At 63.2% G+C, this 14,737-nt stretch carries 17 protein-coding genes and 1 pseudogene; 5 read left to right on the top strand and 13 right to left on the bottom strand.

The window, feature by feature from the left end; genetic code table 11:
* Positions 1-32: 32 nt before the first annotated feature.
* Genes SS05631_RS24665 through SS05631_RS24680 form a run of 4 tightly spaced genes read right to left on the bottom strand, consistent with a single transcriptional unit; the run spans position 33 to position 4,176 of the window.
* Positions 33-794: an ABC transporter ATP-binding protein gene (locus SS05631_RS24665; RefSeq protein ID WP_037416530.1), complete on the bottom strand. Its 762-nt coding sequence runs from the start codon at positions 792-794 to the stop codon at positions 33-35.
* Positions 788-1,858: an iron ABC transporter permease gene (locus SS05631_RS24670; RefSeq protein ID WP_037416527.1), complete on the bottom strand. Its 1,071-nt coding sequence runs from the start codon at positions 1,856-1,858 to the stop codon at positions 788-790. Before SS05631_RS24670 ends, SS05631_RS24665 begins: the two co-directional genes overlap by 7 nt.
* Entirely contained in the window at positions 1,855-2,991 is a 1,137-nt protein-coding gene (locus tag SS05631_RS24675) for an ABC transporter substrate-binding protein (protein ID WP_037416525.1), read from the bottom strand. Before SS05631_RS24675 ends, SS05631_RS24670 begins: the two co-directional genes overlap by 4 nt.
* A 51-nt stretch (positions 2,992-3,042) precedes the next feature.
* Complete coding sequence (locus SS05631_RS24680) at positions 3,043-4,176, bottom strand: ABC transporter substrate-binding protein (RefSeq protein WP_037416522.1); 1,134 nt, start codon at positions 4,174-4,176, stop codon at positions 3,043-3,045.
* A 103-nt stretch (positions 4,177-4,279) separates the two neighbouring features.
* On the opposite strand from SS05631_RS24680, the gene SS05631_RS24685 reads away from it, so the two are divergent.
* The gene (locus tag SS05631_RS24685) at positions 4,280-5,089 is read left to right on the top strand and encodes a class I SAM-dependent methyltransferase (protein ID WP_037416519.1); all 810 of its coding nucleotides are present in this window, start codon (positions 4,280-4,282) and stop codon (positions 5,087-5,089) included.
* Positions 5,090-5,330: 241 nt separating this feature from the next.
* Positions 5,331-5,780: a DUF4168 domain-containing protein gene (locus SS05631_RS24690; protein WP_037416600.1), complete on the top strand. Its 450-nt coding sequence runs from the start codon at positions 5,331-5,333 to the stop codon at positions 5,778-5,780.
* A gap of 67 nt (positions 5,781-5,847) precedes the next feature.
* Here SS05631_RS24690 and SS05631_RS24695 read toward each other — a convergent pair whose 3' ends face one another.
* The 6 genes from SS05631_RS24695 to glgX all read right to left on the bottom strand — a co-directional run bounded on the left by SS05631_RS24695 (position 5,848) and on the right by glgX (position 10,254).
* On the bottom strand, positions 5,848-6,510 hold the full coding sequence (locus tag SS05631_RS24695) for a DUF6766 family protein (RefSeq protein WP_037416516.1): 663 nt from the start codon (positions 6,508-6,510) through the stop codon (positions 5,848-5,850).
* Between the two features lie 44 nt (positions 6,511-6,554).
* Positions 6,555-7,037: a hypothetical protein gene (locus tag SS05631_RS24700; protein ID WP_050988209.1), complete on the bottom strand. Its 483-nt coding sequence runs from the start codon at positions 7,035-7,037 to the stop codon at positions 6,555-6,557.
* A 59-nt stretch (positions 7,038-7,096) separates the two neighbouring features.
* Positions 7,097-7,534, bottom strand: a complete 438-nt coding sequence (locus tag SS05631_RS24705) for a CBS domain-containing protein (protein ID WP_037416514.1) — start codon at positions 7,532-7,534, stop codon at positions 7,097-7,099.
* Between the two features lie 85 nt (positions 7,535-7,619).
* Positions 7,620-7,865, bottom strand: a complete 246-nt coding sequence (locus SS05631_RS24710) for a DUF2934 domain-containing protein (protein ID WP_037416512.1) — start codon at positions 7,863-7,865, stop codon at positions 7,620-7,622.
* Positions 7,866-7,934: 69 nt separating this feature from the next.
* Positions 7,935-8,117, bottom strand: a complete 183-nt coding sequence (locus SS05631_RS32085; RefSeq protein ID WP_086022736.1) for a hypothetical protein — start codon at positions 8,115-8,117, stop codon at positions 7,935-7,937.
* A gap of 13 nt (positions 8,118-8,130) precedes the next feature.
* Positions 8,131-10,254 carry a glycogen debranching protein GlgX gene (glgX, locus tag SS05631_RS24720; protein ID WP_095678085.1) on the bottom strand — a complete coding sequence of 708 codons (2,124 nt, stop codon included), beginning with the start codon at positions 10,252-10,254 and terminating at the stop codon, positions 8,131-8,133.
* Positions 10,255-10,418: 164 nt separating this feature from the next.
* Here glgX and treZ point away from each other — a divergent pair, with 164 nt between their 5' ends.
* Positions 10,419-12,191, top strand: a complete 1,773-nt coding sequence (treZ, locus tag SS05631_RS24725) for a malto-oligosyltrehalose trehalohydrolase (protein ID WP_037416510.1) — start codon at positions 10,419-10,421, stop codon at positions 12,189-12,191.
* An 83-nt stretch (positions 12,192-12,274) separates the two neighbouring features.
* The gene (locus SS05631_RS24730) at positions 12,275-12,916 is read left to right on the top strand and encodes a UdgX family uracil-DNA binding protein (protein WP_037416509.1); all 642 of its coding nucleotides are present in this window, start codon (positions 12,275-12,277) and stop codon (positions 12,914-12,916) included.
* Positions 12,917-12,920: 4 nt separating this feature from the next.
* Here SS05631_RS24730 and SS05631_RS24735 read toward each other — a convergent pair whose 3' ends face one another.
* The 3 genes and pseudogenes from SS05631_RS24735 to SS05631_RS24745 form a co-directional block, all read right to left on the bottom strand.
* Entirely contained in the window at positions 12,921-13,640 is a 720-nt protein-coding gene (locus SS05631_RS24735) for a glutathione S-transferase (protein WP_037416592.1), read from the bottom strand.
* Positions 13,641-13,806: 166 nt separating this feature from the next.
* Positions 13,807-13,914: pseudogene (locus tag SS05631_RS32090) on the bottom strand (hypothetical protein); the annotation flags it as partial.
* A 59-nt stretch (positions 13,915-13,973) separates the two neighbouring features.
* Entirely contained in the window at positions 13,974-14,189 is a 216-nt protein-coding gene (locus SS05631_RS24745; RefSeq protein WP_037416507.1) for a hypothetical protein, read from the bottom strand.
* 144 nt (positions 14,190-14,333) lie between these two features.
* Between SS05631_RS24745 and SS05631_RS24750 the strand changes: the two genes are divergently transcribed.
* On the top strand, positions 14,334-14,660 hold the full coding sequence (locus SS05631_RS24750) for a hypothetical protein (protein WP_037416505.1): 327 nt from the start codon (positions 14,334-14,336) through the stop codon (positions 14,658-14,660).
* The last annotated feature ends 77 nt before the right edge of the window (positions 14,661-14,737 follow it).

Genomic DNA, 14,737 nt, shown 5'->3' on the forward strand with positions numbered 1-14,737 from the left:
TGAGTCGCGCCGTGTCGGCGCGACCGCACCATTCAACGGAGGGGAATGGAATCGTCGACGATGATCACGGGGCGTCCGTGCGAACAGGATTCGACCCGGGCTTCGACTCGGTAGACGGATTTCAGCATCTCGGCGGTGATCACCTGGTGCGTCGGCCCGCTCGCCGCCACCGAGCCGCCGCTGATCACAATCGTGTCGTCGCAATAGCGAAGCGCGTGGTTCAGATCGTGCAGCGCAATCAACACCGCCATGCCCGACTGCTCGGCGAGCCGCTTCATGAAGCCGAGCACTTCGATCTGGCGGAAGAGGTCGAGCGCCGAAGTCGGCTCGTCCATGAGCAGAACCTCCGGCTTGCGCACCAGCGCCTGGGCGATCGAGACGAGCTGCCGCTGGCCACCGGAGAGTTCGCCGAGACCGCGAAACGCGAGGTCGTCGATCCTGAGTGCCGCAAGCACCCGATCGATTTCAGCGAGCTCGCCGTCCTTCACCTTCCACCCCGAGCCCTGCTTGGCCGAAAGCAGGACGGATTCGTACACCGTCAGCACCGCATTGGCCCCGGTGTCCTGCGGCATGTAACAGATTGTCTCCGGCCCTTTTTCCGTGTCGGTGAGGTGGACGAGACCGGGACCGGCGGCGAGCCCTGCAATGCGCTTGAAGAGCGTCGACTTGCCGGCGGCGTTCGGACCGACGACCGCGGTCAGGCCCCCGCCTCTGAGCGTGCCGGTGTCGATGCCGGACAGCACGGTGCGCCGACCATAGGTGGCGCCGACCGCGTCTAACCTCAAGGCTACCATGCTCGTCTCCTGTTGGTGAAAATCAGCACGAAGAAGAACGGCACGCCGACCAGCGCCGTGATGATGCCGATCGGCAGCACCGCGCCCGGAATGATCATCTTGCTGACGACGGACGTGACGGACAGCAACAGCGCACCGCAAAGCACGGACGCCGGCAGGAAGAAGCGCTGGTCCTCGCCGACCAGCATGCGGGCGATGTGCGGCCCGACGAGGCCGACGAAACCGATCGTGCCGACGAAGGAAACGGGGATCGCCGCGAGCAGGCTGACGATCAGCATCGTCTCGAGCCTGAGGCGCCGGACGTTGATGCCGAAGCTCGCGGCCTTGTCGTCGCCGAGCCGAAGCGCCGTCAACGCCCAGGCATGGCGGGCAAAGAGCGGCACGGCGAAAACCAGCACCGCGGCGGTGATCCAGACCTTCGGCCAGGTCGCCTTGGTCAGGCTCCCCATGGTCCAGAAGACGACGGCTGCGAGCGCCTGTTCGGAGGCGAGGTATTCGAGCAGCGACAGCGCCGCGTTGAAGGTGAAGACGAGCGCAATGCCGAGGAGCACAACCGTCTCGACGGTGACCCCCCGCATCGTCGAGGCGAAATGGATGAACAGCGCCGCCAGCATCGCCATCAGGAAGGCGTTGAGCGGAACCATGTACTGGACCGCGACGGGAAACACCGCGACGCCGGCAACGAGCCCCAGCGCGGCGCCGAAGCCGGCCGCCGCCGAAATGCCGAGCGTGAAGGGGCTTGCCAGCGGATTTGCGAGGATCGTCTGCATCTGGGCGCCGGCGACCGACAGCGAAGCGCCGACAGTCACCGCCATCAGCGCGATCGGCATGCGGATGTCCCAGATCACCACGCGCAGCTGGTCGGTCACCGTATCGGAGCTGAACAGCGCCGTCAGCACGTCGGAAAGCGGATAGTTCGCCGGTCCGAGCGCCATGTCGACCGCGACCGAAAGGAACAAGGCGGCGATCAGGGCGGAAAGAATCAGGAGCCGGCGCGCGACAAGGGCGCGGTAGCGACCGCGCCCCTCGAGGCCGGAGATTTCGTCGGCGATCGCGACCATCATTCACCCCCGTCCGAAAGCGAGACAAAATAGCCGGGCCGGTAGGCGATCGGCAGGAACTTTTTATGAAATTCGCGGAAGGTCCGGTCCGGATCGATATCGGCGAAAAGTTCGGGATGAAACCATTTGGCGAATTGCTGGATCGGCACGAACTCATAGGGCGCGCCGTAGAACTGGTGCCAGACGGCATGCACCCTGCCCGCCTTGACGGCGTCGAGCGTGGCAAAGGCCGGCCTTTCCACCAGCCCTTTCAGCCGCTTTTGCGCCGCTTGCAGATCGGCGCCGCGGCCGACGCTGACGAACTGGTTGACGTCGGCTTCGGCCGTCCAGTTGCTGCCGGTGACGATCACATGGTCCGGATTGGCAACGACGAGTTGCTCGGGATTGAGGTCGCCGAAGGTCGCCGTGATCACGTCGGAGCCGATATTGTGGCCGCCGGCCTTTTCCACCATCTCGCCGAAATTTGCCGGCCCGAAGGTCCGGCAGCAAGCTGTGTCTCCGGTGATCCCGGGTGAGCGCTCGATGAAGACTTTCGGGCGCGCAATCGCACCGGCCCCGGCGAGACGGTCGGTGACGACGTTGATCTGGGCGCTCCGATAGTCGATGAACTCCCTCGCCCGCACCTCGGCGCCGAATATCTGGCCGAGGATTTCAACCGATTTCTCGCTGTTCTTCGCCGGATCGACGCGGAAATCGAGGTAGACGACGGCGATGCCGGCAGCGGCAGCCTTGTCGATGAAGCCCGACTCCTCGACTGCCTCCTGCGCTTCAAGGTTCAGCGTCAGCACGTCCGGCTTCAGCGCGATTGCCGCCTCCAGGCTGAAGTCGCCGCTCGGGATATAGCCGAAGCGCGGCAGCTTCTCGATCGCCGGAAAGCGTTCACGGTAACCCTCATAGGAATCCGGATCCTTCATGATCAGATCGTCGCGCCAGCCGACGATCGTGTCGAAGACATGCTCGCCCCTGAGCGCCGCCGCGATGTGGATCTGTCGCGCCTCGCCGAGCAGGATCCGCTTGGCCGGAAGCTCGATCTCGACCTTGCGGCCGGTGACATCGGTGACTTCCGCCGCAACGGCTGGTGCCGCGGCAAAAACCGCGGCGACAAGTGCCAGGACGACTTTCTTCAGGTTCCGCATTTCAAAACCTCGCAAAAGCGGATCGGAGGGCTTTGCCCTCCGATCCGGATTTTACTGGCCGACATTCAGCGACACGAAGTAGCCGCTCTTGTAGGGAAGTGGCAGGAAGCGCTCGTGCAGTTCCTTGAACGTCGCGTCCGGGTCGAGGTCCTTGAAGAGGTCCGGATGCAGCCACTTGGCGATCTGCTGGATGGCGACGAACTGGTACGGGTTGTTGTAGAACTGGTGCCAGATGGCGTGGACATTGCCTTCCTTCACTGCCTTCACGCCGGTGAAGGCCGGGCGCTTCGTCAAGTTTTCGAGCTTGCGGAAGGCTTCCTTCTCATCGGCGCCATAGCCGACGCCGACCCAGTTTCCGCCCGGCACGTAACCTTCCCAGTTGCCGCCGGTGATGATGATCTGGTCCGGGTTCGAGGCGATGATCTGCTCCGGATTGACCGTCCCGAACGTCCCCGGGATGATCTCCTTCGCCATGTTGATGCCGCCGGCGAACTCGACCATCTTGCCGAAATTCTCGTCGCCGAAGGACATGCAGCAATCGTCTGAATAGCCGCCGGCGCGCTCCATGAAGACGAGGGGCTTCTTCGGATCGGCCTTAGCCAGCACGTCCGTCACCTTGGCGATGCTGTCGGCGCGGAACTTGATGAATTCCTCGGCCTTTTCTTCCTTGCCGAACAGCTTGCCGATCAGGCGCATGCTCGGCTCTGTGTTTTCCATCGGCTTTTCGCGGAAGTCGACATAGACGAGCGGAATGCCGACCTTCTCGAGCTTCTCGATATAGCCCGCCTCTTCCGTCGCCGTCTTCGCGTCGACATTCATCAGCATGACGTCGGGCTTCAGCGCCACCGCCTGCTCGATGTCGAAGGTGCCGTCCTTCATGCCGCCGAAGGCCGGCAGCTTGGCGATGTTAGGATATTTGGCGAGGTAGGCGCCATAGGTCTCGGGGTCGGCCTTGGTCAGGTCGTCGCGCCAGCCGACAACGCGCTTGAAGGGCTCGTCCTTGTCCAGGGCGCCGACGAAATAGATCTGCCGACCTTCGCCGAGGATTACGTGCTGGACTGGCACATTGACTTCGACCTCGCGGCCCGTGATGTCCTTCACCTTGACCGTGTCAGCGAGTGCGGCGCTCGAAAAAAGCACGCAAAGACCCGCGGCGGCGGAAGCCACCCTGTTGAAAACCTTCATTGATCCCTGCTCCTTTGGAAAACGCTGCCTTCTAATGTTTCATGACTTTACCAGTCAACATTTATCTTTTAGAACGCTTCCAAACAGGAGAGGCGGACTGGTAATGAGCGACGTGGCGGCGGGCCGGAACTACGATCTTCGCGACGAAATCAAGGCCTATTGGTCGGAACGTGCCGCCACTTTCGATCTCTCGCCGGGACACGAAATCTTCTCCGAGGAAGAGCGCGCCGCCTGGCACCGGCTTTTCCTGCGCCATCTCGGTCACGGCGAAGGGCGCGCCGCACTCGACCTTGCGAGCGGCACCGGCGTCATCTCACACCTGCTCGACGATCTCGGCTTCCAGGTGACCGGTCTCGACTGGGCCGAGCCCATGCTCGAGCGGGCACGTCAGAAGGCAAGAAGCCGCAAGCGTGCCATTTCCTTCCGCATGGGCGACGCGGAAAGCACGATGGAGCCGGACGACCACTATGACGTCATCGTCAACAGGCATCTGGTCTGGACGCTCGTCGATCCGGCCGCGGCCTTCGCCGAATGGCTGCGCGTGCTGAAGCCCGGCGGGACGCTTCTGATCGTCGACGGCGATTTCGTCAATACGGGTGCGCTGGAGCGCCTGTTCTCGAAATTGAGCGCCTGGGGACAGTGCACCGGCGTTTTCAAGCCGGACGCACCGATGCACTCGCGCGAGATGATGGAGACCCACCAGAGCATCCTCTCCCGTGTCCATTTCGCCAACGGCGCACGCGCCGAGGCCGTTGTCGAACTCCTTACGGCCACCGGCTTTACGGACATCATCGTCGATACCGATCTCGGCGAAATCCACCGGACGCAGGCGAAGAACTGGAACCTCTTCAAGGGGCTGGCGAGACGCAGCCAGCATCGTTACGCGATCCGCGCAAGCAAGCGCGCCGCCTGAGCGGGCGGCACTTCGCCGCCACCGCTGGCTGTACTCGCTTTCTGGTTCGAGAGAAGCGCGGGGCCACAAAGCTGCCGCGCAATGGTCAGCAAATTGCCCCGACATCGCCCAACCGAGCACTTTTGAGGGCTACATGGTCAATCGCCGCTGCGTCACACACGACACGGAGCGGTTGAGCAAGGCGGTATTGCTGCCGATCACGTCATGCACGTCCAAGAGGGCACGTCCAAGAGGAATGAATATGATCACTCGTTACACCCCCGTTGCATCGCTGACCGCTGCAGTCTTCGGCCTGATGGTCGTGAGCCCGGCCTCGGCGCTGGAACTTGCCCAGGCCCAGGAAACACAGCCGGCGCAGCAGACGGCCCCGGCTCAACCCGGCGCCAAGGGTGCCCAGATCAGCGAACAGAAGATCGAGGCCTTCGCGGTCGCCTACCTTCAGGTCGACAAGGTCCGGCAGGAATATTCCGCCAAGATCGGCGCGACACAGGACGCGGCTGCAAAGGAGAAGCTGCAGAGCGAAGCCAGCCAGCAGATGGTCAAGGCCGTCGAGGCCTCGCCGAACATCTCTGTCGAGGAATATACGACCATTCTGACGGCCGCGCAGAACGATCCGGCGCTTGCCAAGAAGGTCCAGGAAAAGCTTCAGGGCACGGCGCCTGCCGAGCAGGCTCCGGCACAGCAACAATAAGCTTCCCGCCCGCCGATGCTTCCGGCGTTCCGACGTCAGGTCGGGACCCCGGAAGCGTTTCTGGCTTCTACTTTCCGGTTGCGCTTATAGGGGCCGCGACCGGCTTCGATTCCGGCGATCCGCGGAAACGCAGGAAAATCGAGAGCAGAACCAGCAGCAGGGTGGAGAGGAACTCCGATTGCCAGTTCTGAAAACACTCGAACCAGAACTCGGCCTCGGCTAGTCGCGTCCAGAGGCCGACAGGCGGTTCGCCATGGCGCATCGCCTCGACATTTGCGGCCGCGGCGCTGGCGCGCAGATGGAAAATGAAGCTCAGGACGAACAGTGCAGCAAGCACGATGCCAAGCGAATAGGAATAGAGCGTCCTTATCAGCGGCCCTTGCCGAACGGCCCAGGGTGCCTTCGGATCGTTCTTCTTCTCGCGAGGATCTTCGTCCACCTCGTCCTGAAGGACGTCCGGGTCCTTGGACTCGGCCGAGCCACGCTGGTAGAGGAACGCCGTCAGGCAGACATATGCCGCCATCTGCAGAAATTCGCTCTCCCAATTTTCGAAGAGAGCGGACAGGAAATGGCCGGTGGAGAGATATTCGGCGACGGTCACGGTCGCTTCGCCGTGCATGATCGCCTCTTGATTGGAGGCATGAGTGCCGGCGAAAACCATGCCCGCGATGGTTGCGGCAGTGAGAATGGTCAGCGTAATGCTCAGTCCGTGGTCACGCAGAAGCGACATTCACTTTCTCCGCCATTGCGGTTCTACGCTCAATCCAACGTGCATCAGGTGACGAGCCAGAAGAAGGTTCCCGCCACCAGAATGAAAAGGGCGATTGCAGCAAGCAGGCGAAGCATCCCGGCATTCGTCGTATCGCCAAGCATCCTGTTCCAGGTCTCTCCGCCCGTTCCTTCGTCACTGCTTTCCTGATGTTCCTGAGTTGCGGCTTCCTGTACCGTTCGGCCTTGGTCGTGTTTCGGCCTGATCGGTTGAGCGCCGCCGCTGAAATCGCGCGGCGAAGGTTGCGGCGGGTCGACCGACATTCCGGCGCGCAAGTCCTGGGCGCCGCCGCCCGCGTCCGAAGCGTCCGCTATGTGGTCTTCGCCGGAAGCATTCTCTGGCTGCGACTGCAGGTGCGCTGTCCTTTGCGGCTGCGGCCCCAGGCGACGAGCCGGCCACGATACATCGGGCGACTGCGACGCCCGGCGCGGGCGCTGCTCCGCGGGGCGACCCTTCCCAGGCTCTCCATTGTCCTGCTTTTGCGGCATGCTGCCTCCATGGCTTGGCGCCCTTCGCGGGCGCCAATTCGTTTTTCAAAGGGAGCGTGTCAGTGCCGGCCGGCCTGATTGTGCTCGCCGCCGGGCATGGTCACGCCCTTCAGGCCCGCGCCCGCCGCGGCGGGCTGCTCCCGCGCGGCGTCAGCCAAAGACACGATGCCGACGAGGCGCTTGTCGCGATTGACGACGGGGAGACGTCGCACCTGGATATCGCCCATGTTCCGCGCCACGTCGTCCACCTCTTCGTCCTCGAAGCAATATTTGACGTCTGTCGTCATCACGTCGCGCACTTTCGCCTGCGGATCGAGTCCGTCCGCCACGCCGCGCACGACGATGTCCCGGTCCGTCACCATGCCGACAAGGCGGTCATGGTCTTCGACCGGCATGAAGCCGATGTCGTTGTCCGCCATCTGCCGCGCCACATCCCTGATCGTGTCGTTGGGGGTGGCGAGATGAACGTCCCTGCTCATGATATCCGATACATGCATTGTCCTGCTCCTTTCTCGGAAGGTGCTGTCCGATCAGCCGAGCCGTCCGGGACCAGGCCGAATCAGACAGGTGGGAAGCGGCATTTCAGTGCGCTCGCGCTCCGTTCCTGGCAGTTTTTGCGCGCGGTGCAGGCGGCTTCGGGGTCGACACGGCATTGGTCGTGCCCTCCGTCTCAAGGCTCTCGCCTCCGTTGGGGCTGGACGTGCCTTGCCCTTCCATTTCCCGCGCTGCCTGCTCCCAATGGCGCAGGTGTTCGCCGTCCGGACGGCCTTCCTGCTCCCAGATCGCGTAAGCCCTGCGCTTGATGAGCTCTTCCCTGTCGTGTTCCATGTCCCTTACCTCGCTGATGAAGCCTCGTCGGCAAAATGCAAACGGGACGACCGCCCATTTGTTCCATGCTTAAAACCTGTTCCAGTAACGCTCGCCGGAGCCGCCGCCATAGCGCGGCGGCTCCGGATTCTCATCGGGATTCGGTACCGGCGCCTCGTCCGGAAGGCGGTCGGGTTCAGGTTCGCCGATAGGCGGTTCCGGATCCCTCGGCGACGGTGGCGGAGTCTGACCCGGCTGACGCGGATTTTGCACTGCTGCCTCCTTTCTACGCGCCCGCAAGCGCAGTTGTTGGCGCCTCCTGCTCGCCAGAGTCTTGTGGAACGAAAGCGGCGACGCTCTGCGCGCGGACCGTTTCCCGCTCCCTGGCAACGGTCTCGGTAAAGGCGTCGTCTTCGGCCGTATTGAGCGCCCACCGCCAGCCTTGCGCCCCGTGCACAGGCGGAAGCGCGACATCGCAGTCGCCGCCGGCGTTGAAGACGAGAAAGATCTCTTCCGCCGGTGCCTCGTTAGGGGAGAGGTGGCAGAGATAGACGCCGAGGATGCGCAATTCGCCGTCGCCCCATGCCGGCTCGTCCATCATGCTACCGTCGGGCTTGTACCAGGCAATCTCGATACGTCCGTGCTCGTCGGTGGCCCCTTCCAGGAAATTCTCCTGGCGCAGCACCGGGTTCTCCCGCCGGAAGGCCGTCATCTTGCGGCAGAAGGTAAGGAACGCCTCGTCAGAGCTGCTCCAGTCGATCCAGCCGATCTCGTTGTCCTGGCAATAGGCGTTGTTGTTGCCGCCCTGGCTGTTGCCGAGTTCGTCGCCGCCGAGGATCATCGGAACGCCCTGGCTCATCATCAAGGTGGCGACCATTGCACGGCGGCGGCGCCGGCGCGCCTCGCCCATCCCGGGATCATCGGTCGGCCCCTCGGCGCCCATATTGTCCGAATGGTTGTCCGAGTGGCCGTCGCGATTGTCTTCGCCATTGCCCTCGTTGTGCTTCTCCGTATAGGAGACGGTGTCCATCAGCGTGAAGCCGTCATGTGCGCTTAGGAGATTGACGGAGGTGGTCGCCGCCCGGCCGGAATGATTGAACTGGACCGGCGAGCCCGTGAGCCGTTCGGCGAGCACCGGCACGACGCCGCCGTCTCCCTTCCAGAAGCGACGGACATCATCGCGGAAGCGATCGTTCCACTCGCGGAAGGGCGGCGGGAAACCGCCGAGCTGATAGCCGCCGTCGCCGATGTCCCACGGTTCGGCGATGAGCTTGACGCCGGCCAGCATCGGGTCTTGCCGGATCGCATCCAAAAAGCCGCCCTCGCGATCGAATTCCATGTATTCGCGCCCGAGGGCGCTCGCCAGATCGAAGCGGAAACCGTCGATGTGCATGACGCCCACCCAGTAGCGGAGGCTGTCAAGCACCATGCGCAGCACCATGGGATGCGCGACGTTCAGCGTGTTGCCGGTGCCGGTCATGTCATAGGTATGCCGGGGCTGCTCCGGCGACTGGCGGTAATAGCTGAGATTGTCGAGACCTCGGAAGCTGAGCGTCGGCCCCTGTTCCGAACCCTCGGCTGTATGGTTGTAGACGACGTCCATCAGAACCTCGATGCCGGCGGCGTGGAAGCGCTTCACCATCGCCTTGAACTCGGTAATCCTGGTGCCCTTCATGTAGCGCGCATGCGGCGCGAAATAGCCGAGCGGCTGGTAACCCCAGTAGTTCCTGAGGTTTCGCTCGATGAGGTAGCGGTCGTCGAGGAAATATTGCACCGGCAGAAGCTCAACCGCGGAGACGCCGAGTTTCATGAGATGATCGATGATCGGGTCGCTGGCCATGCCGAGAAAGGTGCCGCGCAATTCGTCCGGCACGCCGGGATGCGTCATGGTCATGCCGCGCAGGTGAGTCTCGTAGATGATCGTCTCGGTCCAGGGCCGGCGGATCGCCTCTTCGCCGTCCCAGTCGAAGTTCGGATCCTGGACGACGCCCTTGACCATGAACGGAGCGCTGTCCCGCTCGTCGAAGGAAAGATCGCCTTCCGGGTTGCCGATCGTATAGCCGAACAGCGCGTCGTCCCAGACGAACTCCCCCGCCACCTGCTTGGCATAGGGATCGAGGAGCAGCTTGTTCGGATTGAAGCGATGTCCGTTTTGCGGGTCGTAAGGTCCGTAGGCGCGGTAGCCGTAGAGCGTGCCCGGCCCCAGCCCCTCGATATATCCGGACCAGATGTCGCCCTCCCGCTTCGGCAGGGGCAGCCGCGCCGTTTCCTTGCTGCCATCCTCGGAAAAGAGACACAGCTCGATTTTTTCGGCATGGGCGGAAAACACCGCGAAATGGGTGCCCTGGCCGGTGTATTCGGCGCCAAGCTCCGGCTTCAGAAAATCGAGTTCGGAGAAAGCCACATTCATTCGGTGTCGTCGCGCCCCCTGCAGCGTCGTGGAAGTGAGGGGGCAACGCCGATGGCGGCAACTTTGTTCCTGCCGAAGCTCGGCGACGATTGGTTGCCGCGGAACTTTCGACCGGTCGACGCAGTTCTCGTCTCTTGCCGATCTCGCAGCATCAAGGAAAATGAATGACCGATTCTGTCCGGAAAACCTGGGGCGCCGAGCTCACCTCAGACGACGTCGCACATTTTCGCCTGTGGGCCCCCGACCAGCAGGCGGTCCGCCTCGTTCTTGCCGATGTGCCGCACTCGATGCGCGCGCTCGACAGCGGCTGGTTCGAAATCTCTGCCCGGGCGCAGGCAGGCGATCGCTACTGGTTCGAACTTTCCGACGGAACCCGCGTCGCCGATCCTGCCTCTCGCGCCCAGCCAGAAGGAGTTTCCGGCCCGTCGATGCTCGTCTATCATTCGGCCTACCAGTGGAAGGCTTCCTCCTGGCGCGGGCGGCCCTGGGAAGAGGCAATCATCTCCGAGCTGCATGTCGGCTGTTTTACGCCGGAGGGCACCTTTAGAGCGGCGGCCGAGCGGTTGCCGCATCTCGCCGAGGCCGGCATCACCGCCATCGAGATCATGCCCGTCGCGGAGTTTCAAGGCGAGCGCGGCTGGGGCTACGACGGCGTTCTGCCCTATGCGCCACACCATGCCTATGGCACTCCCGACGATCTCAAGGCGCTGGTCGATGCGGCGCACGGGCTCGGCATGATGGTCCTGCTCGACGTCGTCTACAATCACTTCGGACCGGAGGGCAACAGCCTCCCCCGTTACGCCAGCCGCTTCTTCAACCGCGACCGGCCGACCCCATGGGGTGCGTCGATCGCCTTCGAGGAACCCGCCGTGCGCCGCTTCTTCATCGACAACGCGCTCTATTGGCTCGGTGACTTCCACTTCGACGGGCTGCGCCTCGATGCGACGGACCAGATCCGAGACACCAGCCAGCCGCATTTTCTTGCCGCCCTGGCCCGCGAGGTGCGCGAAACTTTTGCCGACCGCAGCATCCATCTGGTGGTCGAGGATGCCGACCGTCGGCGCAATCTGGTGCGGCGCAACGCCGACGGGACGATCGCTCTCTTCACTGCCGGGTGGAACGACGATTTTCACCACGGCCTCCATGTCATCGCAACGGGCGAAGACAGGGGCTTCTATCGGCCCTTTGCAGCGCGCCCTTGGCAGGCGACGCGCGAGGCCATGACCGACGGCTTCGCCTCGACCGAAACGATCGAGTCCCTCCCTCAGCCGGAGGGCCAAGTGCCGCCGCAGGCGCGCGTGAGCTTCCTGCAGAACCACGACCAGATCGGCAACCGCGCCTTCGGCGAGCGCCTCGTCTCGCTCGCGAGGACTGACCAGCTGAACGTGATGACCGCGATGCTGATGCTTTCGCCGCAGATTCCGCTGCTCTTCATGGGCGAGGAATACGGGGAAAGCCAGCCGTTCCTGTTCTTCGCCGACTATGCGGGCGAACTCGGCGCGGCCGTTCGGCGCGGGCGGCAGGAGGAAGCCGAGAAATTCGGCGGCATGCCGCCCGGCAAGACGGCAGGAGATCTTCCCGATCCGATCGATCCCGAGACCTTTGCCGCTTCGAAGCTTCGCTGGGAACGCGCCGAGAGCGCGGCCGGCAGGACTCACCTCGCCTTCATGCGCCACCTCGCCGATATCCGGCAGCGGCACATCGCGCCGCTGGTGAGACAATGCAACCTTCCGAGTTTCGAGGTCCATTCCGCTCGCGACGGCATTGTCGCCGTTGACTGGTCGTTCGGCGGCCCGGTGCTCGAGTTGCGCGCCAATCTCTCCGCAGGCAAAGCCGCCGTTCCGCCGATCTGCGGCGAGCAGATATTCGGCGCACTTAAATTGGACGGACGTGAGTTGCCGGGCCCAAGCATCGTTGCTGCCGTACGGTCCAATTAACGTAGCGAACGGAACATGGTCGGAGCCTGTCGGTTTAGCCGATTGCACGACTGAAATGGACCGAGGCTCGTGTCTTGAAAGCCATGCCGACTGAACTTGTAAAAATGGGTCCGGCCCTTTCCGGCGAGCACGCTGATGCGCCCTCCATTGCAGCGTTGCGCAAGCAGGCCGAGGGCTGCGAGCGTTGCGATCTCTACAAGCATGCGACGCAGCTCGTGTTTGGCGAGGGCCCCGGCAAGGCCCGCGTCGTCCTTGTCGGCGAACAGCCCGGCGATCGCGAGGATCTGGCCGGGCGGCCCTTCGTCGGCCCGGCGGGACGTATTCTCGACGAGTGCCTGCATGAGGCAGGCATCGATCGCTCAAGCTGCTATCTCACCAATGCCGTCAAGCATTTTAAGTTCGAGCAACGCGGCAAGCGCCGCCTGCATTCGCGGCCCAATGCGGGCGAGATCCAGCGCTGTTCCTGGTGGCTCGGCACAGAGCTCGAGCAGCTGCGGCCCAAGGTCGTCGTCGCGCTGGGTGCAACGGCGCTTTCGTCGCTGCTCGGACGCCGCGCCGGCGTGATGAAAAACCGCGGCGACCTAGTCGCCACGCCCGCCGGATACCCGGTGCTCGTCACCATCCATCCCTCCTATCTTCTCAGAATTCAGAACAGGGACGACGCCGCGGCGGAACGCGCCCGCTTCGTGAAAGACCTCGCCCAAATCGCCGGCCACGTGGATTAGCAACTCAGGACGGTCGGTCGAGTTCGGGATAGCGGCGGAAAATGCAGGACTCGTTGAAGGGCAAGCGCCTGTCGGAAGCCAGATAGCTCATGATCCGCGGTCGCGCCGCTACCGAATCATGCAGCGCAACCAGCGCCGGCACATGCTCTTCATTGGCACGCATCCCGTTCGGAAACGCGTAGCGGAGCCCCTCGACCAGGTGGAACAGCGAAAGATCGACATAGCTCGGTCGCCCGCCGACGCTATGCTCCGGGCCTTCCGGATTTTGGGCGAGAACGCGTTCGAAATAGCCAAGATACGGGAGCCGCTCGGATAGGAAGTTCTCCGCCCGCTTCGACGCTTGCGGTTTCTGCTCCTCGTAATAGAGCGACACGCCTATCGGATGGTGCGTGTCGTGGATTTCGGTAACGAGATCCGTCACCGTCAGTTGCAGGCCGTTGGCAACGTGGCGCAGGCCCTCATCCTCGGGCGCCAGCCCCAGCCTCGGGCCGAGATAGAACAGGATATTGGCGACGTGGGAGATGAGCAGTTCGCCATCGACCAGAAAGGGGGGCGCGAAAGGGCTGGTGGCACCGCCGGCATCCTTCATCAGCTTCAGCATTGCATCTGTGCCGCCCGGCTGGCGCGCCGCATCGACATAGTCGGCGCCTGCCTCCTCCAATGCGAGCCGCACAAATTCGCCGCGGCCGGGAATTCCGTCCCAGTAATAGAGCGTGAATGCCATGAAATCCCTCGTCTCCCGGTTCAGCCTGTGGGCTCCCGCCCGAAATTCCCTCCTGAGTTCGTCCTTCGCCTGTTCGAGCACGCACCGCTGTTCGTCGGCCAATCCAGAGGCCTGCCCTGTTGATATAGAAGGTGAGCATCGACATCGCGGACCGGTAGGCGCTCGACTTACGGCGGTCGCTCGCTTCCGCCAGCGTCTCAGGGAACGTGCAATCTTCCGCGGATCGTCCGAGGCATACGGGCTCGATGTCCAGCGCATTGCTATGCGCCGTCACCTCTTGCGACCATTTCGTCGTCTTTTTACTGCCGTTGCCCTTCGGGCCCCATCAGCGGCTCAGCGCAGCCACACGGGCAATTCGGAAGCCTGCCGAAATTCGCGCGCCCGGTCCTTCCAGCCGAGCTTTTCCCAGGCGAATTGCTGGGCCGCCATCCTTGCCGTTTCCTTCGTGGGATAAAAATCAGGCAACACATAATCCTTGTCGCCACAGCAGAGCAACGCTCTCCCGCTCATCAGGTCGAAATGAAGCTCTAGGCATTCCTGTGCATGCATCGAATCCCTCCCGGACATGATTCACAAAAACGGCCCTCGCGAGAGGAAGTTCCAACGACATGAAAAGAAGCTCCGCAAATCCGCATCGTACCACCGGAACAACGGAGGCTTCCCGGAGTTTAGAGCGCTTACGGGAGACCAGCCATGAGCAAGCACGGAAAAGCGCGATCCCCGACCGTCGCGCGCCCTCTTGATCCGCACGGTGTCGACGAACCGATCGATGCGTCCGAACGTCATGCGGCAGAGACCAGTGGTACGGTCCGGCAACAGATCACTGACCTGCAGGAGCGCATCGCCGAGCTCGAGGCAGAGATCGATGCGATTGCGACCGAGGCGCATACCGCAATCGGTACGCTCCCCGGCGCCGACCGGATCGAGACGGCAAAGGATGTGGTTACCGAGAAGCGCGACGAGATTCAGAGGCTGAGGGCCCGGCTGGAGGAAATTCAAAGGCTCGTCGCGACGCGTTAGCTTCTCCAACTCAACCGCGGCGACGCCGGTTCAAAACACGTCATACCTCAAAATTGGCGCGCCATACGGAGGCGGCC

This window comes from Sinorhizobium sp. CCBAU 05631, assembly GCF_002288505.1.
Classification (GTDB): domain Bacteria; phylum Pseudomonadota; class Alphaproteobacteria; order Rhizobiales; family Rhizobiaceae; genus Sinorhizobium; species Sinorhizobium fredii_C.

What these genes read in the sequence shown, in the direction of transcription:
- SS05631_RS24670 (WP_037416527.1), bottom strand. Translation starts at nt 1,858, where the DNA reads ATGATGGTCGCGATCGCCGACGAAATCTCCGGCCTCGAGGGGCGCGGT.
- treZ (WP_037416510.1), top strand. Translation starts at nt 10,419, where the DNA reads ATGACCGATTCTGTCCGGAAAACCTGGGGCGCCGAGCTCACCTCAGAC.
- glgX (WP_095678085.1), bottom strand. Translation starts at nt 10,254, where the DNA reads ATGAATGTGGCTTTCTCCGAACTCGATTTTCTGAAGCCGGAGCTTGGC.
- SS05631_RS24675 (WP_037416525.1), bottom strand. Translation starts at nt 2,991, where the DNA reads ATGCGGAACCTGAAGAAAGTCGTCCTGGCACTTGTCGCCGCGGTTTTT.
- SS05631_RS24690 (WP_037416600.1), top strand. Translation starts at nt 5,331, where the DNA reads ATGATCACTCGTTACACCCCCGTTGCATCGCTGACCGCTGCAGTCTTC.
- SS05631_RS24695 (WP_037416516.1), bottom strand. Translation starts at nt 6,510, where the DNA reads ATGTCGCTTCTGCGTGACCACGGACTGAGCATTACGCTGACCATTCTC.
- SS05631_RS24665 (WP_037416530.1), bottom strand. Translation starts at nt 794, where the DNA reads ATGGTAGCCTTGAGGTTAGACGCGGTCGGCGCCACCTATGGTCGGCGC.
- SS05631_RS24700 (WP_050988209.1), bottom strand. Translation starts at nt 7,037, where the DNA reads ATGCCGCAAAAGCAGGACAATGGAGAGCCTGGGAAGGGTCGCCCCGCG.
- SS05631_RS24705 (WP_037416514.1), bottom strand. Translation starts at nt 7,534, where the DNA reads ATGCATGTATCGGATATCATGAGCAGGGACGTTCATCTCGCCACCCCC.
- SS05631_RS24710 (WP_037416512.1), bottom strand. Translation starts at nt 7,865, where the DNA reads ATGGAACACGACAGGGAAGAGCTCATCAAGCGCAGGGCTTACGCGATC.
- SS05631_RS24735 (WP_037416592.1), bottom strand. Translation starts at nt 13,640, where the DNA reads ATGGCATTCACGCTCTATTACTGGGACGGAATTCCCGGCCGCGGCGAA.
- SS05631_RS24750 (WP_037416505.1), top strand. Translation starts at nt 14,334, where the DNA reads ATGAGCAAGCACGGAAAAGCGCGATCCCCGACCGTCGCGCGCCCTCTT.
- SS05631_RS24730 (WP_037416509.1), top strand. Translation starts at nt 12,275, where the DNA reads ATGCCGACTGAACTTGTAAAAATGGGTCCGGCCCTTTCCGGCGAGCAC.
- SS05631_RS24680 (WP_037416522.1), bottom strand. Translation starts at nt 4,176, where the DNA reads ATGAAGGTTTTCAACAGGGTGGCTTCCGCCGCCGCGGGTCTTTGCGTG.
- SS05631_RS24685 (WP_037416519.1), top strand. Translation starts at nt 4,280, where the DNA reads ATGAGCGACGTGGCGGCGGGCCGGAACTACGATCTTCGCGACGAAATC.
- SS05631_RS24745 (WP_037416507.1), bottom strand. Translation starts at nt 14,189, where the DNA reads ATGCATGCACAGGAATGCCTAGAGCTTCATTTCGACCTGATGAGCGGG.